Origin of the sequence: Rhodococcus sp. H-CA8f (assembly GCF_002501585.1) — a bacterium.
In the GTDB taxonomy this organism is placed as follows: domain Bacteria; phylum Actinomycetota; class Actinomycetes; order Mycobacteriales; family Mycobacteriaceae; genus Rhodococcus_F; species Rhodococcus_F erythropolis.
Map to the genome: position 1 here is coordinate 3773535 of NZ_CP023720.1, position 19673 is coordinate 3793207.

At 63.7% G+C, this 19673-nt stretch carries 16 protein-coding genes; 5 read left to right on the forward strand and 11 right to left on the reverse strand.

What is annotated here, in order from left to right:
• Positions 1-76: 76 nt before the first annotated feature.
• The 5 genes from CPI83_RS17555 to CPI83_RS17575 form a co-directional block, all read right to left on the reverse strand.
• Positions 77-1090 (reverse strand): 3-isopropylmalate dehydrogenase, encoded by a 1014-nt coding sequence (locus tag CPI83_RS17555; protein WP_019747931.1) that lies wholly within the window; start codon positions 1088-1090, stop codon positions 77-79.
• A gap of 74 nt (positions 1091-1164) precedes the next feature.
• Positions 1165-2757, reverse strand: a complete 1593-nt coding sequence (serA, locus tag CPI83_RS17560) for a phosphoglycerate dehydrogenase (protein ID WP_003944758.1) — start codon at positions 2755-2757, stop codon at positions 1165-1167.
• Between the two features lie 250 nt (positions 2758-3007).
• Positions 3008-4009 carry a ketol-acid reductoisomerase gene (gene ilvC / locus CPI83_RS17565; protein ID WP_172436500.1) on the reverse strand — a complete coding sequence of 334 codons (1002 nt, stop codon included), beginning with the start codon at positions 4007-4009 and terminating at the stop codon, positions 3008-3010.
• Positions 4010-4062: 53 nt separating this feature from the next.
• Positions 4063-4566, reverse strand: coding sequence for an acetolactate synthase small subunit (ilvN, locus tag CPI83_RS17570; RefSeq protein ID WP_003944718.1), 504 nt, complete (start codon positions 4564-4566; stop codon positions 4063-4065).
• A complete protein-coding gene (locus tag CPI83_RS17575; RefSeq protein ID WP_019747929.1) occupies positions 4563-6503 on the reverse strand; it encodes an acetolactate synthase large subunit in 1941 nt (646 codons plus the stop codon). Before CPI83_RS17575 ends, ilvN begins: the two co-directional genes overlap by 4 nt.
• 266 nt (positions 6504-6769) lie before the next feature.
• Here CPI83_RS17575 and CPI83_RS17580 point away from each other — a divergent pair, with 266 nt between their 5' ends.
• Both CPI83_RS17580 and ilvD read left to right on the forward strand, forming a co-directional pair.
• Positions 6770-7291 (forward strand): PH domain-containing protein, encoded by a 522-nt coding sequence (locus tag CPI83_RS17580; protein ID WP_021333074.1) that lies wholly within the window; start codon positions 6770-6772, stop codon positions 7289-7291.
• Positions 7292-7363: 72 nt separating this feature from the next.
• Positions 7364-9205, forward strand: coding sequence for a dihydroxy-acid dehydratase (gene ilvD, locus CPI83_RS17585; RefSeq protein ID WP_019747927.1), 1842 nt, complete (start codon positions 7364-7366; stop codon positions 9203-9205).
• 109 nt (positions 9206-9314) lie between these two features.
• On the opposite strand, the gene CPI83_RS31010 is transcribed toward ilvD, so the two are convergent.
• A complete protein-coding gene (locus CPI83_RS31010) occupies positions 9315-9515 on the reverse strand; it encodes a hypothetical protein (protein WP_047890154.1) in 201 nt (66 codons plus the stop codon).
• Positions 9516-10010: 495 nt separating this feature from the next.
• On the opposite strand from CPI83_RS31010, the gene CPI83_RS17595 reads away from it, so the two are divergent.
• The gene (locus tag CPI83_RS17595; protein WP_019747924.1) at positions 10011-11546 is read left to right on the forward strand and encodes an amino acid permease; all 1536 of its coding nucleotides are present in this window, start codon (positions 10011-10013) and stop codon (positions 11544-11546) included.
• 68 nt (positions 11547-11614) lie between these two features.
• Here CPI83_RS17595 and CPI83_RS17600 read toward each other — a convergent pair whose 3' ends face one another.
• Complete coding sequence (locus CPI83_RS17600) at positions 11615-12442, reverse strand: DoxX family protein (protein ID WP_019747923.1); 828 nt, start codon at positions 12440-12442, stop codon at positions 11615-11617.
• 90 nt (positions 12443-12532) lie between these two features.
• On the opposite strand from CPI83_RS17600, the gene CPI83_RS17605 reads away from it, so the two are divergent.
• Positions 12533-13663: a PQQ-dependent sugar dehydrogenase gene (locus CPI83_RS17605; protein WP_097387504.1), complete on the forward strand. Its 1131-nt coding sequence runs from the start codon at positions 12533-12535 to the stop codon at positions 13661-13663.
• 140 nt (positions 13664-13803) lie between these two features.
• The gene (locus CPI83_RS17610) at positions 13804-14850 is read left to right on the forward strand and encodes an NAD(P)-dependent alcohol dehydrogenase (protein ID WP_019747921.1); all 1047 of its coding nucleotides are present in this window, start codon (positions 13804-13806) and stop codon (positions 14848-14850) included.
• A gap of 88 nt (positions 14851-14938) precedes the next feature.
• Here the strand turns inward: CPI83_RS17610 and gatB are convergent, their stop codons facing one another.
• From gatB to CPI83_RS17630, 4 genes are all read right to left on the reverse strand, one after another.
• Entirely contained in the window at positions 14939-16450 is a 1512-nt protein-coding gene (gatB, locus tag CPI83_RS17615; protein ID WP_019747920.1) for an Asp-tRNA(Asn)/Glu-tRNA(Gln) amidotransferase subunit GatB, read from the reverse strand.
• A 25-nt stretch (positions 16451-16475) separates the two neighbouring features.
• Positions 16476-17507: an ATP-dependent 6-phosphofructokinase gene (locus tag CPI83_RS17620; RefSeq protein ID WP_019747919.1), complete on the reverse strand. Its 1032-nt coding sequence runs from the start codon at positions 17505-17507 to the stop codon at positions 16476-16478.
• 115 nt (positions 17508-17622) lie between these two features.
• Positions 17623-18285: a response regulator transcription factor gene (locus CPI83_RS17625; RefSeq protein ID WP_007729374.1), complete on the reverse strand. Its 663-nt coding sequence runs from the start codon at positions 18283-18285 to the stop codon at positions 17623-17625.
• A gap of 9 nt (positions 18286-18294) precedes the next feature.
• Positions 18295-19569 carry a histidine kinase gene (locus CPI83_RS17630; RefSeq protein WP_047890156.1) on the reverse strand — a complete coding sequence of 425 codons (1275 nt, stop codon included), beginning with the start codon at positions 19567-19569 and terminating at the stop codon, positions 18295-18297.
• Positions 19570-19673 lie beyond the last annotated feature (104 nt).

The following is a 19673-nucleotide window of genomic DNA, read 5'->3' on the forward strand; positions in this document are numbered from 1 at the left end:
GTCTATCGGGGTGTCGGAAACGACTGACGCGCGCAAGCCGTAAGGCTTACGCGCGTCAGTCTCGTGAAAGAAATCCTTACAGCGCTGCGGTGATCCGGTCGCCGATCTCGGTCGTGGAGATGGGGCCTTCGCCGCGCGTTGCCAGGTCGGCAGCGACCACAGCCTCGACGCGAGCGGCGTCGTCCTCGCGTCCGAGATGGCGAAGAAGCAGTGCGGCCGAGAGGATCGCGGCGGTGGGATCTGCGATTCCCTTGCCGGCGATGTCCGGAGCACTGCCGTGCACGGGCTCGAACATCGACGGGTTGGTACCGGACGCGTCGATGTTTCCGCTTGCGGCCAAACCGATTCCACCGGTCACGGCACCGGCCAGGTCGGTGATGATGTCACCGAACAGGTTGTCCGTGACGATGACGTCGAACCGCGACGGGTCGGTCACCATGTAGATGGTGGCAGCGTCGATGTGGCAGTACGCGGTCTCGACGTCCGGGTACTCGGCCCCGACTGTCTCGATCGCACGCGTCCAGATTGCTCCCGCATTGGAGAGCACATTGGTCTTGTGGATCAGTGTGAGGTGCTTGGAACGTGTCTGCGCCAACGCAAATGCGTAACGAACAACACGCTCGGCGCCGAACCAGGTGTTGATCGACACTTCGGTCGCGATCTCGTGATCGGTGCCGACGCGAATGGCGCCACCGTTACCGGTGTACGGGCCCTCGGTGCCTTCACGAACCACGACGAAGTCGATCTCCGGCTGGGCCGCCAACGGCGACAGCGCACCCGGGTACAGCTGTGCGGGGCGAAGATTCACGTGATGATCGAGCTGGAAACGCATGTTCAGCAGCAGACCACGCTCGAGGATGCCGGGGGCGACGATCCGCGGGTCACCGATGGCGCCCAACAGGATTGCGTCGTGCTGACGGATCTGGTCCAGCTCTTCCGCCGGGAGCAACTCGCCGGTGGCGTTGTAGCGACGGGCACCGAGATCGTATTCGGTGGTTTCCAGATCCGGAACCAACTTGCCGAGCACCTTGAGTGCTTCGGCTGTGACCTCGACACCGATTCCGTCGCCCGGAATGACCGCAAGCTTCATGGAGTCCTCATCTCAGTAGAACTGTGCGCCTTTATTGACCGCGGGCGGTTAATAAAGGCGCACAGCAAAAACAATCAGGAAAGGTCGACCTGGGCGACGCGAGCGTCGAGCTGCGAGACGATTGCCTCGACCTCGGCGTCTCCGACGACGCGATCGACGCGCAAAATGACCGTTGCGCCTTCGCCTTCGGCATCCTGGCTCAGTGCTGCGGCGAGGATGTCCACGCCCGCGTTGCCGAGAACGGTGCCGAGGACACCGAGAACGCCCGGGCGATCGCTGTAGTGAACGACGATGTTGTGACCCTCGGCGCGCAGGTCGAAGCTGCGTCCGTTGATGTTGACGATCTTCTCGACCTGCTGCAGACCGGTGAGTGCGCCCGTGACCGACGTGACCGTGCCGTCCGCGGCAACTGCGCGAACCTCGACCGCGCTGCGGTGAGCAAGAGCCTCGGAGTGCTTCTCGACCGATACGGTCACGCCGCGCTGCTCGGCCAGTGCCGGAGCGTTCACGAATGTGACAGCCTCGTCGCTGCTGGCGGAGAACACGCCGCGCAGTGCAGCCAGGCCGAGGATGTCGACGGTTTCGGCAGACAGCTCGCCGGTGGCGACAACCTGCACGGTCTGCACAGCTTCGGGCGACAACGTCGCAGCGAGGAGACCGAGCTTGCGGACCAGCTCGAGCCACGGAGCAACTTCTTCTCCGACGGGGCCGCCGGAGACGTTGACAGCCTCGGGAACGAATTCGCCCGCCAGAGCGAGGAGAACACTCTTCGCCACGTCGATGCCCGCGCGGTCCTGAGCCTCGGACGTCGATGCTCCGAGGTGCGGGGTGACAACGACGTTGTCGAGCTCGAAGAGCTTGGAATCGGTGCACGGCTCGGTGCTGAACACGTCGAGACCGGCGCCGCGGACCTTGCCGGAGACCAGTGCGTCGTAGAGCGCGTCTTCGTCGATCAGACCACCGCGGGCGGCGTTGACGATGATGACGCCGTCCTTGGCCTTGGCGAGACGCTCGGCGTTGATCAGGCCGGCCGTTTCCTTGGTCTTGGGCAGGTGCACGGAGATGAAGTCGGCGCGCTCGACGAGCTCGTCGATGGTGACCAGTTCGATGCCGAGCTGCGCGGCGCGAGCTGCGGGCAAGTAGGGGTCGTACGCGATGATGGTGGTTTCGAACGCGGCGAGACGCTGCGCGAACAGCTGGCCGATGCGGCCGAGTCCGACAACGCCGACGGTCTTGCCGAGGATCTCGACGCCGTTGAACTTGCTTCGCTTCCAGGTGTTCTCACGCAGGGTCTTGTCTGCTGCGGGAATCTGGCGAGCGGTCGACATGAGCAGAGCAACTGCGTGCTCGGCTGCCGAGTGGATGTTGGAGGTCGGTGCATTGACGACCATCACGCCGCGCTCGGTGGCTGCGGGGATCTCGACGTTGTCCAGGCCGACACCGGCGCGACCGATGATCTTCAGCTTGGTGCCTGCGGCCAGAACCTCGGCGTCGACGGTGGTGGCGGAACGGACGAGAATCGCGTCGGCCTCGGGTACCGCGGCGAGCAGCGCCGGGCGGTCGGGTCCGTCGACCCAACGCACCTCCACACCGTCACCGAGCGCCTCGACTGTGGACGGCGCGAGCTTGTCGGCGATCAGAACAACGGGACGGCCAGGCTGGCTCACGTGCAAACTCCCTGATTAGGTGGGTGTGAAGGTGGTTTAACCACCGATAGTTTAGTGCGCGCTCACTTCGAATCCACAACGCGGTAGGCGATACCACATAGTGGACACTTTCGCGGGCGAATTCTCGATGGAATATGAATCCGGACTCAGCCGGCCCGGAAAACGACTCCGGCCCAATGCCGCGCTGGTTCAACGTAATTGAACCGGCGCGACATCAGGCCAGTGGAGACGTGGAGCGTGAAACTACGAATTACGCGGTTTCGGTGATCGGACGATCGACCCAGCTCATCAGGTCGCGCAGCTTCTTGCCGGTGACCTCGATGGGGTGCTCGGCGTTGGCCTTGCGCAGGCCTTCGAGCTCGGTGTTGCCGTTCTCGACGTTGGCAACCAGACGACGGGTGAACTCGCCGGACTGGATGTCGGCCAGGATCGCCTTCATGCGCTCCTTGGTGTCGGCGTCGATGACGCGCGGACCGGAGAGGTATCCACCGAACTCAGCGGTGTCGGACACCGAGTAGTTCATGCGGGCGATGCCACCCTCGTACATGAGGTCGACGATGAGCTTGAGCTCGTGCAGAACCTCGAAGTACGCCATCTCGGGTGCGTAGCCGGCCTCGACCATGACCTCGAAACCGGTCTTGACCAGTTCCTCGGTGCCGCCGCACAGCACAGCCTGCTCGCCGAAGAGGTCCGTCTCGGTCTCTTCCTTGAACGTGGTCTTGATGACGCCTGCGCGGGTTCCGCCGATGCCCTTGGCGTAGGACAGAGCGAGAGCCTGGCCTTCACCCTTGGGATCCTGGTCGATGGCGATGAGCGCGGGAACGCCCTTGCCGTCGACGAACTGACGACGCACCAGGTGGCCCGGCCCCTTGGGGGCAACCATGCCGACGGTGACGAACTCCGGAGCCTTGATCAGGTCGAAGTGAATGTTCAGGCCGTGACCGAAGAACAGCGCGTCGCCGTCCTTGAGGTTCGGCTCGATGTCGTTGGTGAAAATGCTGGCCTGAGCGGTGTCAGGTGCGAGCACCATGATGACGTCGGCCCACTCGGAAACCTCGGCCGGCGTACCGACTGTCAGGCCCTGCTCCTGCGCCTTCTCGCGGGACTTGGAGCCCTCCTTGAGGCCGATGCGCACATCGACGCCCGAGTCACGCAGGCTCAGCGAATGGGCGTGGCCCTGGCTTCCGTAGCCGATCACAGCAACCTTGCGGCCCTGAATGATCGACAGATCGGCATCGTCGTCGTAGAACATCTCGACTGCCACAGTTCTCAACCTCTCCTTGGATTTTTACGTGTCTAAAAGTACTAGCGGGTGGCCGTGATCGACTTCGGCCCTCGACCGACTGCCACGACCCCGGACTGAACGATCTCCCGGATACCGTACGGATCAAGCATCCGCAGCAGTGCATCCAGCTTGGACCGAGTACCGGTCGCCTCGATGGTGACGGACTCCGGGGAGACGTCGATCACCTTGGCGCGGAACAGGTTCACCGTTTCGATGACCTGCGTGCGCACGCTTGCATCTGCGCGCACCTTGATGAGCACGAGCTCGCGAGCGACGGATGCTTCACCGTCCTGCTCGACGATCTTGATGACGTTGATCAGCTTGTTGAGCTGCTTCGTCACCTGCTCGAGAGGGAACTCGTCGACCGTGACGACGATGGTCATACGTGAGATCTCGGGGATCTCGGTTCCGCCCACCGCAAGGGATTCGATGTTGAATCCGCGGCGGGAGAAAAGTGCGGAGACGCGGGCCAGCACGCCTGGCTTGTCCTCGACGAGAACACTGAGGGTGTGACTGGTGCTCACTTCTGATCCTCCCCTGTGCCCGCGGCGGGTCCGGCTTGCTCGCGTGACATGGCTTCGTGGATGACGGCGGGCTCGGCAACTGCCTCGTCGTCGTCGAACAGCGGCCGGATGCCCCGGGCCGCCATGATTTCGTCGTTGCTCGTTCCGGCAGCGACCATCGGCCACACCTGTGCGTCAGCGGTGACGATGAAGTCGATCACGACAGGCTTGTCGTTGATGGACTGCGCCTCACGGATCGCAGCTTCGACGTCTTCTTCACGCTCGACACGAATTCCGTGGCAGCCCAATGCTTCTGCGAGCTTGACGAAGTCCGGGATGCGGATGGCGCCGTGCGTTCCGAGGTTGGTGTTGGAGTAGCGCTCTTCGTAGAAGAGTGTCTGCCACTGACGCACCATGCCGAGGTTGCCGTTGTTGATGAGGGCAACCTTGATGGGGATACCTTCGAGTGCGCAGGTTGCGAGTTCCTGATTGGTCATCTGGAAGCAGCCGTCGCCGTCGATCGCCCACACCTCGGTGTCGGGCATGCCCATCTTGGCGCCCATGGCTGCGGGAACCGCGTACCCCATGGTGCCCAGTCCGCCCGAGTTGAGCCACGTGCGCGGCTTCTCGTAACCGACGAACTGCGCGGCCCACATCTGGTGCTGGCCGACGCCGGCGCAGTAGATGGCATCCGGTCCGGCGAGCTTGCCGACGGTCTGGATGACGTACTCCGGGCTCAGCTGACCGTCGGTGGGACGGTCGTAGCTCAGCGGGTAGGTACGACGGATGTCGTTCAGGTACGCCCACCATTCCGAGAGCTCGAACGTGGTGCCCGTGGCCATGTCGGCACGGATAGCCTCGATGAGTTCGGTGATGACCTCTTTGCAGTCGCCCACGATCGGGACGTCGGCGTAACGGTTCTTGCCGATCTCGGCCGGATCGATGTCGGCGTGGATGACCTTGGCATCGGGCGCGAAGGAATTCAGCTGACCGGTGACGCGGTCGTCGAAACGCGCGCCGAGGGTGATCAGCAGATCGCTGCGCTGCAGAGCGGCGACTGCGGCAACGGTGCCGTGCATTCCCGGCATACCGCAGTTGAGGTCGTGGCTGTCCGGGAACGCGCCGCGGGCCATCAGCGTGGTGACGACGGGGATACCGGTCAGCTCTGCCAATTCGAGCAGCTCCGGCGAGGAGTCCGACTTGATGACGCCGCCACCGACGTACAGAACCGGCGACTTGGCGTCGGCGATCAGACGTGCAGCTTCACGAACCTGCTTGCCGTGCGGCTTGGTGACCGGGCGGTAGCCCGGCAGACGCATCTCCGGCGGCCACGAGAACGTGGTCTGCGACTGCAGGATGTCCTTGGGGATATCGACCAGGACGGCGCCGGGGCGACCGCTGGCCGCGAGGTAGAAGGCTTCGGCCATGATGCGCGGGATGTCGATCGCGTCGGTGATCAGGAAGTTGTGCTTGGTGACCGGCATCGTGATGCCTGAGATGTCGGCTTCCTGGAAGCCATCGGTACCGATCAGCGAGCGCGCCACCTGTCCGGTGATCGCGACGATCGGAACGGAGTCCATCTGCGCGTCGGCCAGTGGCGTGACCAGGTTGGTCGCACCGGGACCCGAGGTAGCCATGCAGACGCCGACCTTGCCGGTCGCCTGGGCGTAACCGGTGGCAGCGTGGCCTGCACCCTGCTCGTGGCGCACGAGCACGTGGCGGACCTTGACCGAATCGAAGAGTGGATCGTAAACCGGGAGCACGGCACCGCCGGGAATGCCGAATACCGTGTCGACCTCGAGCTCTTCGAGGGCTCGAACCACAGACTGCGCGCCGGTTACCCGCTCAGGCGGGAGCTGGCGACGGTTGGCCGTCTGGGTTGCGGCAGCCGCGGTTGTCGGGCTCGGTGTCCCTGACTTGCGCGGCGTGGGTTGAGGCCGTGCTGTTGGTGCGCTCACTGGGAAATCCTCTGATTCTGGCTCCGGGCAACAAAAAACCCCCGTCAGCATCTGCTGAGCGAGGGTGGCGCGTCGTTATCTGGTGAGTTGAAAAATCGACTCAGGCGACGACGCGCCGGCCGATTACGAGCAACTCATTCTGTTTCACGCACTCGACAGTAGAGGCGCTAGTCGCGAACGGCAAACTTGGTGAGTCGACCGTCCCAGAATCTGAGATACATCGGCTGCAATGCGAAGATGTAGAGGTGTCAACTTCGCAGCAGCCCGTGCCACCGGCTCAATCATCCCACACGCCGAAACCACTTCGGCACGTCATCCGCATTTCGCAGCTCGCTTACATGGCGTGCGCGTTCCTCCTGTTCGCGGTCAGCTTCCCGATCTTCGGGTGGCCCGTCGCCTTCAGCTGGTTGCTGATCCTTCCGATCATCGCCGTGTATCTCGTCGCGCGACTGCGCACCACCGTCAGCCCTGACGGCCTCGAGGTCCGCTCGACGTTCTCCAAGCGCACCCTCGCCTGGGACGATGTCAAGGGTTTCCGCTTCCCGAAGCGCAGCTGGGCGCGCGCGGAACTCACCGACGGAACCGAGGTGACCCTGCCTGCGGTCAGCTTCGTCAGGCTTCCCGAGATCGCGATCGCCAGCGGCGGCCGCATCACTGATCCCTATGCATCGGCGGCAGAAGCCTTCGCCGCCAAGGAAGCCGAAGAGGAAGAAGCAGCTGCAGAAGCAGAAGCAGAATCCGAGGTCGCCGAGAACTCACAGGACCAGCCCGAAGAGAAGCGCCCGTAGCACGCGAGTAGCGTTGAAAGGCCCTCGCTTCTATTTGAGTGGACCAGCAACGATCACATAAGGAACACGCCCATGCCCCCGTTGAGGTCACGCACCACCACCATCGGACGTAATGCTGCCGGAGCCCGATCCCTGTGGCGCGCCACAGGAATGACGGATTCCGACTTCGGAAAGCCGATCGTCGCCGTAGCGAACTCGTACACCCAGTTCGTACCCGGCCACGTGCATCTCAAGAACGTGGGCGAGATCGTTGCCGAGGCCATCAGTGCGGCCGGCGGCGTCGCTCGTGAGTTCCACACCATCGCAGTCGACGACGGCATCGCAATGGGCCACGGCGGCATGCTCTACTCGCTCCCGAGCCGCGAGATCATCGCCGATTCGGTCGAGTACATGGCAAACGCCCACACGGCCGACGCACTGGTGTGTATCTCCAACTGCGACAAGATCACTCCCGGCATGCTCAACGCCGCGATGCGTCTGAACATCCCGACCGTGTTCGTCTCCGGCGGTCCGATGGAGGCAGGCAAGGCAGTGGTCGTCGGCGGCGTGGCCCAAGCCCCCACCGATCTCATCACCGCGATCTCGGCCTCTGCCAACGATGCCGTGTCCGACGAAGGCCTCGACGAGGTCGAGCGCAGCGCGTGCCCGACGTGCGGGTCGTGCTCGGGCATGTTCACCGCCAACTCCATGAACTGCCTGACCGAAGCCCTCGGCCTCGCATTGCCGGGCAACGGCTCCACGCTGGCAACTCACAAGGCTCGTCACGCACTCTTCTCTCGTGCGGGCACCACCGTGGTCGAGGCTGCCCTCAAGTACTACCGCGACGGCGACGAGTCGGTGCTGCCGCGCAACATCGCGACCCCGGCAGCGTTCCGCAACGCGATGGCTCTCGACGTCGCCATGGGCGGTTCCACCAACACCGTCCTGCACACGCTGGCTGCGGCACAGGAAGGCGAGGTCGACTTCGACCTCGACACCATCGACGCGATCAGCCGCAAGGTGCCGTGCCTGTCCAAGGTCTCCCCCAACTCGGACTACCACATGGAGGACGTCCACCGCGCCGGCGGAATCCCCGCGCTGCTCGGTGAGCTTCGCCGCGGCGGACTCCTCGAAACCGACGTGTCCACCGTGCACACCAAGAGCTTCGACCAGTGGCTCGACGACTGGGACATCCGCTCCGGCAAGGCAACCGACGAGGCAATCGAGCTTTTCCACGCGGCTCCCGGCGGCGTGCGCACCATCGAACCGTTCTCCACGGACAACCGTTGGTCTGCTCTCGACACCGATGCGGCCGGCGGCTGCATCCGCGACGTCGAGAACGCCTACACCGTCGAAGGCGGCTTGGTTGTCCTGCGCGGCAACATCGCACTCGACGGCGCAATCCTCAAGACGGCCGGCATCGACGAGGAACTGTTCTCCTTCCAGGGCCCGGCGCTCGTCGTCGAATCTCAGGAAGAAGCCGTCTCGGTCATCTTGCAGAAGAAGATCAAGGCCGGCGACGTTCTCGTCGTGCGTTACGAAGGCCCCAAGGGTGGCCCCGGCATGCAGGAAATGCTGCACCCCACTGCCTTCCTCAAGGGCGCAGGCCTCGGCAAGGAATGCGCACTGATCACCGACGGTCGTTTCTCGGGCGGAACCTCCGGACTGTCCATCGGTCACATCTCCCCCGAGGCTGCCGCAGGCGGAGTCATCGGACTCGTCCAGAACGGCGATCAGGTCCGCATCGACGTCGCCTCGCGCACGCTCGAGATCCTGGTCGACGACGACGTCCTCGCCGAGCGACGCGCGAAGATGGAGGCCTCCGAGCGCCCGTGGCAGCCGGTCGATCGTCAGCGCACCGTGACGACAGCCCTGCGCGCCTACGCCGCTCTGGCAACGTCCGCCGACAAGGGCGCGGTTCGCTACGTTCCGTAAATTCTGCCACGAACGGACATAGATCCCCGGCCGCTTCGGCCGGGGATCTTTTCTGTCAGCGTGCGAGATGAATCGGGATCAGATCCGCGCCAGTTCCTCCGGAAAATCTTCATCCGGTGTTGTACGAGCATGCACCACAACCCAATCCGATCATCGCGTCGGTTTGGTACGCATCGTCGGCAGCACATTCGACAACCACGCCGACACGTAGGAACTTGCGCATGGCGACCTTGAGCCGGCGCAGCGTCCAGGGACTTCTTTCACACGAGAACGGATGAAAGGTCAGCGCCCATACGGAATTCCGCGACATCGCACATCCGGTCGAGTTCGGAAGCGTCGAGAGACGTCGGAGTACCACCACCGAACGCCACTGCGTCGTAGTGGGTTCAGTGGCCTGTCAGCCGTCTTGCGCGGATACACATATACATAATTCTGGTACGGCCGTACCGCAACGGTGAGACTCATCGACCACAAGACCGACCGACAGGTACCGAATAGTCGGCCGACACGCGGAGCACGAACGGAACGATATGAGCTATCAGACATTTCAGACTGAATCGCGCGTCCGGCTCGTGAGCGAATTCACTTGGACGTAGGGTTCCAGACACCAGCTGATCAATTCAGATACATGAGGGGGGATGACTTTCAGTCAGGTGATCATTTCGGTCAGTTCGAGCGAGCTGACTTGCACACGGCGCTCACCAGTGGTTCCCTCATCAGGTCGCTGAGACGCACATCACAACGACGACAGTCAGCCACCGCCCGCCACCCACAAGGTCGACGGGAAACAACCAAGGAGCAATACATGCCCGGAGTCGGCATATGGCGCACCAAATCCGTCGAGCAATCGATCGCGGACACCGACGAGCCTGAGACAAAGCTCAAGAAGGAACTGACCGCGAAGGACCTCACGGTATTCGGAGTCGCCGTCGTCATCGGCGCAGGCATCTTCACGCTGACTGCTCGAACCGCAGGCAATGTCGCAGGACCCTCGATTTCACTGGCATTCGTTCTCGCTGCGATCGCCTGTGGCCTTGCCGCGCTGTGTTACGCGGAGTTCGCCTCCACCGTTCCAGTCGCAGGCAGCGCATACACGTTCTCCTACGCGACGTTCGGTGAGTTCGCAGCCTGGATCATCGGCTGGGACCTCATCCTCGAGTTTGCTCTCGCCTCCGCCGTCGTCGGCAAGGGTTGGTCGCTGTACCTCGGCAACGTCATCGGGGCGAGCGGCAGCACTACCGCCCACATCGGGTCGATCAGCTTCGACTGGGGCGCACTGCTCATCATCGGCGCGATCACTCTGATTCTCGCGATCGGCACCAAGGTTTCCTCGCGAGTCTCCGCGATCATTACCGCGATCAAGATCGCAGTAGTCCTGCTCGTCATCGTCGTGGGCGCGTTCTACATCAAGAAGGAGAACTACTCTCCCTTCATCCCGCCGTCCGAAGGATCCGAGAGCTCTGCAAGCGGAATCCATCAGACCTTGTTCTCCTGGCTGACCGGCGCAGGCGGAAGTAGCTACGGCGCCTACGGATTGCTCGCCGCAGCCAGCCTCGTGTTCTTTGCATTCATCGGCTTCGATGTCGTCGCCACCACGGCCGAGGAAACCAAGAACCCGCAGAAGTCGTTGCCACGCGGAATCTTCGGCTCGCTCGCCATCGTCACCGTTCTCTACGTTGCCGTCACACTCGTCCTGACCGGCATGGTCAAGTACACCGAACTCAAGGACGGCAGTCCTCTGGTCGGCGATTCCAGCGCCACCCTCGCAACCGCATTCGAGGCCAACGGAATCGGTTGGGCACAAACCGCCATCAACTTCGGTGGCCTGGCCGGCCTCACGACAGTTGTCATGGTCATGATGCTCGGCCAGACCCGCGTCCTCTTCGCAATGTCCCGTGACGGCCTCATGCCGCGCAGCCTGGCCAAGACCAACGCCAAGGGCATCCCGATGCGCATCACGTTGATCGTCGGTGGCATCGTCGCCGTCCTGGCAGCCTTCTTCCCGATGGGCACGCTCGAAGAGATGGTCAACATCGGAACGCTGTTCGCATTCGTCCTGGTTTGTGTCGGTGTCATCGTCCTACGCCGCACCCGCCCCGACCTGCCGCGCGGATTCCGCGTCCCACTGGTGCCCTTCGTGCCGATCGTCGCCGTGCTCGCCTGCGGTTGGCTGATGCTCAACCTCTCGGTCGAGACCTGGATCCGGTTCCTCGTCTGGATGGCCATCGGTGTGCTCGTGTACTTCGCCTACGGTCACCGCAAGTCGGTCCTCGGTCGCAAGCTCAAGGACGGAACAGCCATCCCGTCCGCGAACGCCGACCCGGTACTCGTCAAGGACTGATCCTTCACAGACGAACCGCCGCTCTCCGATTCGGAGAGCGGCGGTTCGTTTGTTCGACGGCGCGAGTTTCAGATGAGCGGATTGGCACCGTTCAGGAAGATCCAAGTGCAGACGCCGGCAGCGATGCCGAGGATCAAGACCACGAGCGATCCGACGAACGGGCGGGTTGCCCAGCCACGACGACCGTCGAGCGAAATACGGCCAGGACCCGTCAAAATGATGACGCCCGCACAGATTCCGAGCAGCATCTCGTACTCGGTACCGGCCGGGGCGAAGTACTCCAGTCCAGGTGCGCTCGCCTGACGCAGCGCCCACGCATTGATCATCACGGCCAGAACCGATGCTGCCGCAACGGGAGTCAGCAACCCCAGGATCAGGAGGGCGCCACCTGCGACCTCACCGACGGCGCCGAGGATCGCCATCCACTTCGCCTGCTGGAACCCGGCATCCGCCAGCATCGTCTCGAAACCGCCCAGACCCGGCCCGTTCCAGATACCGGTCAACTTCTGCAGACCGTGCACCAGTGCTGTTCCGCCGACGGCCAAACGCAGTGCAAGCAAACCGAGGTCGAGAGTGCCTCGGCCCCGCGGAGTCTCGGTGGTCCCTGCCACGGCTTCGGCGGTGGGGACGGCGGTGATCGGAGCGTCGTACGCCGTCTCTCGCTCGAGAGCCACTGTCGGCTGATCCGCGCCCGGCGCTCGGTATGTCGGTATCTGTTCGGTCAGCGAGTTGGCGTTCGTGGAACCGAAATCGAGATCGTCGTCGGTCCGCGGCAACGGATTCTTGGCGCTCACCGTCGGAAATTGTTCGGTGGGCGAGTCATACGGACTGGACACGTTGCCCGTCGGCTTGTCCGCATCCGACAACTCGCTGGGATCTTTTCGCTCGTCAGTCACGTAGGTGAGCCTATGACCGATTCACGAACTCGACGGGGAACCTTGGTCCGGCGTGGCGGCATCTGCCGTGGGTTACGTAACGTCTTGGGCATGACTACGGGTAGGCATGCAGCGCTGGGCGCACTGGCTCTGGTGCTCGGGACATCGTTGCTCGCAGGTTGCGCGGACTTCGACGAATCGACTGCCTCGCCGTTCACACCCGAACCGACCAACCAGGCAAGCGCCGAAGTGCAGCCGGAGAATCCGCCGCCGTCGACCACGCCGCCGGCGCCGCGGACCGGCCCCCTCGGGCCGTGTCAGGACGCCGACACCGCCGTGATCGCAACCTGTCTCGACACCACCGGCGGCCTCGTCACACTCCCGGACGGGAACTCCGGGCTGGTGGCCGAACGGCGAACCGGCCGAATCATGCAGGTAGCCCCCAACACGACACCGGTCGAGGTTGCCAAGATCGATGTCGACGGCAGCGGCGACGGCGGACTGCTCGACATCGCCCTCTCCCCCACATTTGTCGAAGACAACCTGATCTATGCCTACGTCACCACCGGAACCGATAACCGGGTGGTCCGCATTGCTCCCGGTGACACCGCCAAGGAGGTCCTCGGCGGAATCCCGCGCGGTGCAAGCGGCAACGGCGGATCACTCGAGTTCGCGGCCCCGGACCAGCTCATGGTCCTGACAGGCGATACCGGCAACCCTGCGGTTGCTCAGGATCCCGGCTCGTTGGCGGGGAAACTGTTGCGAGTCCGATCGTTGACGCCAAACGCTTCGCCGCCTCGCCCGGAACTTGTTCTGTCCGGAATCGGTAACGGCGGCGGCGTGTGTGTCGATCCCGGCATCGCGACCTGGGTCACCGACCGAACCACTCTCGAAGATCGCCTCCAACGCGTCGGCTCCGACGGCACAGTGACGTCGCCCGCTTGGACCTGGCCCGACCGGCCCGGCGTCGGGGGGTGCATTGCGGCGCAGGGAGTGGTAGCTGTCGCGTTGGGGGCCGGCAAAGCGATCTCCGCAATGGCCGCTGACCCCGGAACGGGAGCGATCACCACCGCGCCGTCGGCAGTGGCGAAAGACACGTACGGCCAACTGGGCGGTTTGGCGCTCGGATCCGACGGTTTGATGTGGGCGAGCACGATCAACAAGACCGCGGGCGAGCCGGGGCCGAACGACGACAAGGTGGTCAAGATCCCGATGCCGAGTGGCAGCGGCGGGATCGACTGAACCGCGATCGCCGAAGCGCCATGTCTGTTCGGTCACGGATCCCGTGACCGAACATGCACAGATGCGTACTCTTTTGTTAGCGGGGCTAAACACCCCGCACTTGCCAGGAGCGGTTGGCCAACCACGACAAAGGAGTCGGTATGAAGGCAATCCAGTACACGAGAATCGGCGCGGAACCCGAACTCACGGAGATTCCCAAACCCGAGCCCGGTCCAGGTGAAGTGCTCCTGGAAGTCACCGCTGCCGGCGTCTGCCACTCGGACGACTTCATCATGAGCCTGCCCGAAGAGCAGTACACCTACGGCCTTCCGCTCACGCTCGGCCACGAAGGCGCAGGCAAGGTCGCCGCCGTCGGCGAGGGTGTCGAAGGTCTCGACATCGGAACCAATGTCGTCGTCTACGGGCCTTGGGGTTGCGGCAACTGTTGGCACTGCTCACAAGGACTCGAGAACTATTGCTCTCGCGCCCAAGAACTCGGAATCAATCCTCCCGGTCTCGGTGCACCCGGCGCGTTGGCCGAGTTCATGATCGTCGATTCTCCTCGCCACCTTGTCCCGATCGGTGACCTCGACCCGGTCAAGACGGTGCCGCTGACCGACGCCGGTCTGACGCCGTATCACGCGATCAAGCGTTCTCTGCCGAAACTTCGCGGAGGCTCGTTCGCGGTTGTCATTGGTACCGGCGGTCTCGGCCACGTCGCTATTCAGCTCCTCCGTCACCTCTCGGCGGCAACGGTCATCGCTTTGGACGTGAGCGCGGACAAGCTCGAACTGGCAACCAAGGTAGGCGCTCACGAAGTGGTTCTGTCCGACAAGGACGCGGCCGAGAACGTCCGCAAGATCACTGGAAGTCAAGGCGCCGCACTGGTTCTCGACTTCGTCGGCTACCAGCCCACCATCGACACCGCGATGGCTGTCGCCGGCGTCGGATCAGACGTCACGATCGTCGGGATCGGGGACGGCCAGGCCCACGCCAAAGTCGGGTTCTTCCAAAGTCCTTACGAGGCTTCGGTGACAGTTCCGTATTGGGGTGCCCGCAACGAGTTGATCGAATTGATCGACCTCGCCCACGCCGGCATCTTCGACATCGCGGTGGAGACCTTCAGTCTCGACAACGGTGCCGAAGCGTATCGACGACTGGCTGCCGGAACGCTCAGCGGCCGTGCGGTTGTGGTCCCTGGTCTGTAGACCGACAGCGGCAAAACGACAGCGGTAAATACTGATGCCCGGCCGAATTCGATTCGGCCGGGCATCAGTGTCAGAAATTCGGTGTGCGCTAGCTGCACGCCTCGATGACAAGTTCCTTCACACGAGCCGCGTCTGCCTGTCCTCGGGTGGCCTTCATGACGTCGCCGACGATCTTTCCGGCGGCCTGGACCTTGCCACTGCGGATCTTGTCCGCGATGTCGGGGTTGGCTGCGAGTGCCTCGTCGACGGCTGCCTTGAGCTTGGTTTCGTCACGTTCGACGACCAGCTCCGGGTGGGCCGCGACAACCTGCTCCGGGTCACCCTCGCCGTCGAGGACGTGATCGACGACCTGGCGAGCGACCTTGTTGTTGAGCTTGCCGCTGTCGATGAGAGCTACGACCTGCGCAACCTGCGCCGGGGTGATCGGCAGAGCGCCGAGTTCGACGCCGCGGGTGTTGGCCTGCTGCGACAGGTAGGACAGCCACCAGGAGCGCGCTGCCTCGGGCGAAGCACCGGCCTCGGTGGTCGCGATCACCAGATCGATGGCGCCGGCGTTGACGAGGTCACGCATGACCTCGTCGGAGATTCCCCAGTCCTTCTGGATCCGCGCGCGGCGAATCCAGGGAAGCTCCGGCAAGGTGCCGCGCAGTTCTTCGACCCACTCTGCGCTCGGAGCAACAGGCTCGAGATCCGGTTCCGGGAAGTAGCGGTAGTCCTCGGCCGTTTCCTTGCGGCGTCCGGCGGCCGTGGTGCCGTCGGCTTCCTGGAAGTGGCGGGTCTCCTGGATGACCTCGCCGCCGGCGTCGAGAACTGCTGCCTGACGGCGCATTTCGTAGCGAACTGCGACCTCGACGCTCTTGAGGGAGTTGACGTTCTTGGTCTCGGTACGCGTTCCGAGTTCCTTGGCGCCGATCGGCATCAGCGAGATGTTGGCGTCGCAGCGCATCGATCCCTGATCCATCCGCACGTCCGAGACGTCGAGAGACTTGAGCAGATCACGAAGCGCCGTCACGTAGGCGCGGGCAACCTCGGGAGCGCGCTCACCGGCACCGTGGATGGTCTTGGTGACGATCTCCACCAGCGGCACACCCGCACGGTTGTAGTCGAGCAGTGAGTGGCTCGCACCGTGGATACGGCCCGTAGCGCCACCGACGTGGAGGGACTTACCGGTGTCCTCCTCCATGTGCGCGCGCTCGATGTCGACACGCCACGTCGTCCCGTCGTCGAGGATCACGTCGAGGTATCCCTCGGTTGCGATCGGCTCGTCGTACTGGGAAATCTGGTAGTTCTTCGGCTGATCCGGGTAGAAGTAGTTCTTGCGTGCGAATCGGCCCCAAGGCGTGATGGAGCAGTTGAGAGCAAGGCCGATCCGGATCGCGGACTCGACAGCGGCTGCGTTCACCACCGGCAACGAACCGGGCATGCCCAGACAGACCGGGCACACCTGGGTATTGGGTTCGGCACCGAACTCGGTGGGGCACGGGCAGAACATCTTGGTCGCGGTGCCGAGTTCTACGTGCACCTCCATACCCATCACAGGCTCGTACTTGGTCAGTACTTCGTCGTAATCGAGGATGTCGGGCGCATCGACAGCAGTCATGGTGATCAGTTTATGCGTCTGCGGCTCAGCCGAAGAATGCGGCTGCCTCCTCGTAGCGCTCCTTGGGCACCGTCTTGAGTTTGCGGGTCGCCTCGGCGAGCGGAACGAGGTCGATGGACGTTCCGTGCAACGCGACCATCTGACCGAAATCTCCGCGGTGAGCTGCGTCGGTGGCATGAACGCCGAAGCGAGTGGCGAGGATGCGGTCGTGCGGCGTCGGGGTGCCACCGCGCTGGATGTGTCCGAGGACGGTGGTGCGAACTTCCTTGCCGATCCGGCGCTCGATCTCGTTTCCGAGCTGCTGCGCGACACCGGTGAAGATCTTGTGGCCGAACTCGTCTATGCCACCTTCGCGCAGAGTCATCGACGCGGGATCGGGCATCGCACCTTCAGCCACGACGCAGATGAAGTGGGAGTCGCCACGCTGGAAGCGCTTCTTGACCATCGCGCACACCTCGTCGACGTCGAACGGCTGTTCCGGAACCAGAGTCAGGTGTGCCCCCGACGCCAGTCCGGCTTGCAGCGCGATCCAGCCCGCGTGCCGGCCCATCACCTCGACGAGCATGACGCGCTGATGCGATTCAGCCGTGGTGTGGAGTCTGTCGATGGCGTCGGTGGCGACGGCCAAGGCGGTGTCGAACCCGAAAGTCACGTCGGTGCAGTCGATGTCGTTGTCGATCGTCTTGGGCACACCGATCACGGGTACGCCGCTCTCGGAAAGCCAACTGGCCGCGGTGAGTGTGCCTTCGCCGCCGATCGGGATCAGGACGTCGATCCCGTTGTCGTCGAGGGTCTGCTTGATCTGATCGAGGCCCGCACGGAGTTTGTCGGGGTTCACGCGAGCGGTGCCGAGGATCGTGCCGCCGCGGGTGAGGATGCGGTTGATGCGGTCATCGGAGTCGAGCGGGACCTTGCGGTCCTCGAGCAATCCTCGCCAGCCGTCCCGGAATCCGACCACGGTACTGCCGTAACGACCGGCCGACGTACGTACGACGGCGCGGATGACCGCGTTCAAGCCCGGGCAGTCGCCGCCGCCCGTGAGGATTCCGATTCGCATAGTGCAGCACCTCTCGTGACCGGATTGTGGATCTTGGTGTCCATCTTCCCCCAGTCACCGTATTGCCGCAGGATAGCGGCGTTGCCGAGCCGCAACGCCGCGCCGCACTGGGCCACTAACCCGGCGTGACGAGCCCGCTTTCGTACGCCAACACGACTGCCTGGGCGCGATCGCGCAGATCGAGCTTGGACAGCACCTTCCCGACATGGGTCTTGACGGTCTGCTCGGCGACGAACAGCCGCTCGGCAATCTCGACGTTGGACAATCCGCGGGCGATCAGTTCGAGGACCTCGCGCTCACGCGGGGTCAGCGCATCGAGCGCTGCGGGCCGTGCGCGCGGTGCGGCCCGCCGGCTGGTCACATCGGCAATCAGGCGACGCGTCACCGTCGGCGCCAGCAAGGCCTGCCCTTCGGCGACGACACGCACCGCCCGAATCAGTTCCTCAGCCGGTGCGTCCTTGAGCATGAACCCGCTCGCTCCGACGCTCAGGGCCTCGTAGACGTAGTCGTCGATGTCGAAAGTGGTGAGCATGAGGACTCGCACCGGCGGTTCCCATCCGGCGGACAGAATCTGGCGGGCAGCGTCGAGTCCGTTCATCTCGGGCATACGAACATCCATCAACACCACATCCGGACGCAATCGCGCGACCTCGGCGACGGCGATCTTGCCGTCCGGCGCATCGCCGATCACGCTGATGTCTGGCTGAGCGGAGAGTAGGGCTCCGAACCCTTGTCGAACCATCGCCTGGTCGTCTGCGATGAATACTGTGATGGGCACTCGGACAGCCTAGGCGGGCATCGACGGCAACTCGGCCCGGACCTCGAACCCTCCGTCCTCGCGCCGGTTTGCCAACAGCATGCCGCCCACGGCCGAAGCCCGCTCACGCATTCCGCGTATTCCGTTGCCACCAGTGGTTTCCGACGCCGAGTGCTGATTGCCACCCAATGGCGAAGGCCCGTTGTTCACGAGCGCGCTCACCGATTGCGGGCCGAACGCCACGGCGACCTCGATGGGTCCGCCTGGTGAATGCCTGGCCGCATTGGTAATCGACTCCTGAATGATCCGGTAGAGCGCAAGGCCCGTGGATTCCGAGACCGACGCTCGATCTCCGTCGACTCGCCACGACACCGGAAGTCCCGCACGGGTACTGCCGAGCAGCAGTTCGTCCAACTGGTCGACGCCCGGTTGCGGGGCCGTCACCACGGAGTCACCGTCGCTGCGCAGCACTCCGAGGAGACCACGAATCTCGTTGAGCGCTGCTCGCCCTGTCTCACTTATCGATTCGAATTCGGTCCGGATCTCGGGAGTGACCGCATCGAGTCGGTACGGCGCACTCTGCGCTTGCACGACCACCATCGACATGTGGTGGGCCACGATGTCGTGCAAGTCGCGGGCGATACGCGCCTTCTCCTCGAGGATCGTGCGCCGTGTGCGTTCGAGTTCGCTGACTTCCTCCTGCTTGGCCAACTGACGGCGCGAGAGAACCAACCAGCGGATCAGCAGGCAGAAGACCACCAGGGCGCTCAGCCCGACGGCCCAACCGGCTCCGTCGCTTCCCGGAGCGTTGCCGAGGAAAAGCAGCACCGTGGCGATCCAGGCGACACCGACAACCTGAATGGGTGCTCGCAGACTCACCGCGGCCAGCAACGACATCAGCACGATGATGTGGACGACCTGCCACGGGTAGTCGTAACCAGTCGTGTTGTCGAACACCAACGGGATGATCAGTGCCGACACCGCCGACACCGCCCATCCCAACGGAGCGTTGATCCGGATCAGGACAAACGGAAAGGCGGCCAACGCGGCGACGAAGGGCATGATCGGCGGCGAAACATGATGCGTCAGTTGCAGTGTCGGCCAGGCAATCGAATAGAGGATCAGAGTGATCACTACGATGACGATGTTCCAGAACTGACCGCGGGCCACGAAACTGGTTGCCCGGCGCACCTTCTCCGAATGTACGACCGCCCCGTCGAGGCCGGACAGCACCGACCCGGCAGTGGTGTATGTCGGCGCGGGCACACCCGGTGCGCCTCTGTTCTTCCTTCGGACCTTGATCACCCGTCAAGCCTATGAAGGCGAACCCCGAAAGTCCTCATACTGCAGAGTGAGATCCCCCTACCTCCGAGGTATCACAGGGGGGGAATTCTCACCCGATCGCACGT

Coding starts and splice junctions, on each gene's coding strand:
- CPI83_RS17595 (WP_019747924.1), top strand. CDS start 10,011: ATGCCCGGAGTCGGCATATGGCGCACCAAATCCGTCGAGCAATCGATC.
- CPI83_RS17620 (WP_019747919.1), bottom strand. CDS start 17,507: ATGCGAATCGGAATCCTCACGGGCGGCGGCGACTGCCCGGGCTTGAAC.
- CPI83_RS17555 (WP_019747931.1), bottom strand. CDS start 1,090: ATGAAGCTTGCGGTCATTCCGGGCGACGGAATCGGTGTCGAGGTCACA.
- CPI83_RS17605 (WP_097387504.1), top strand. CDS start 12,533: ATGACTACGGGTAGGCATGCAGCGCTGGGCGCACTGGCTCTGGTGCTC.
- gatB (WP_019747920.1), bottom strand. CDS start 16,450: ATGACTGCTGTCGATGCGCCCGACATCCTCGATTACGACGAAGTACTG.
- CPI83_RS31010 (WP_047890154.1), bottom strand. CDS start 9,515: ATGTCGCGGAATTCCGTATGGGCGCTGACCTTTCATCCGTTCTCGTGT.
- ilvD (WP_019747927.1), top strand. CDS start 7,364: ATGCCCCCGTTGAGGTCACGCACCACCACCATCGGACGTAATGCTGCC.
- ilvC (WP_172436500.1), bottom strand. CDS start 4,009: ATGTTCTACGACGACGATGCCGATCTGTCGATCATTCAGGGCCGCAAG.
- CPI83_RS17610 (WP_019747921.1), top strand. CDS start 13,804: ATGAAGGCAATCCAGTACACGAGAATCGGCGCGGAACCCGAACTCACG.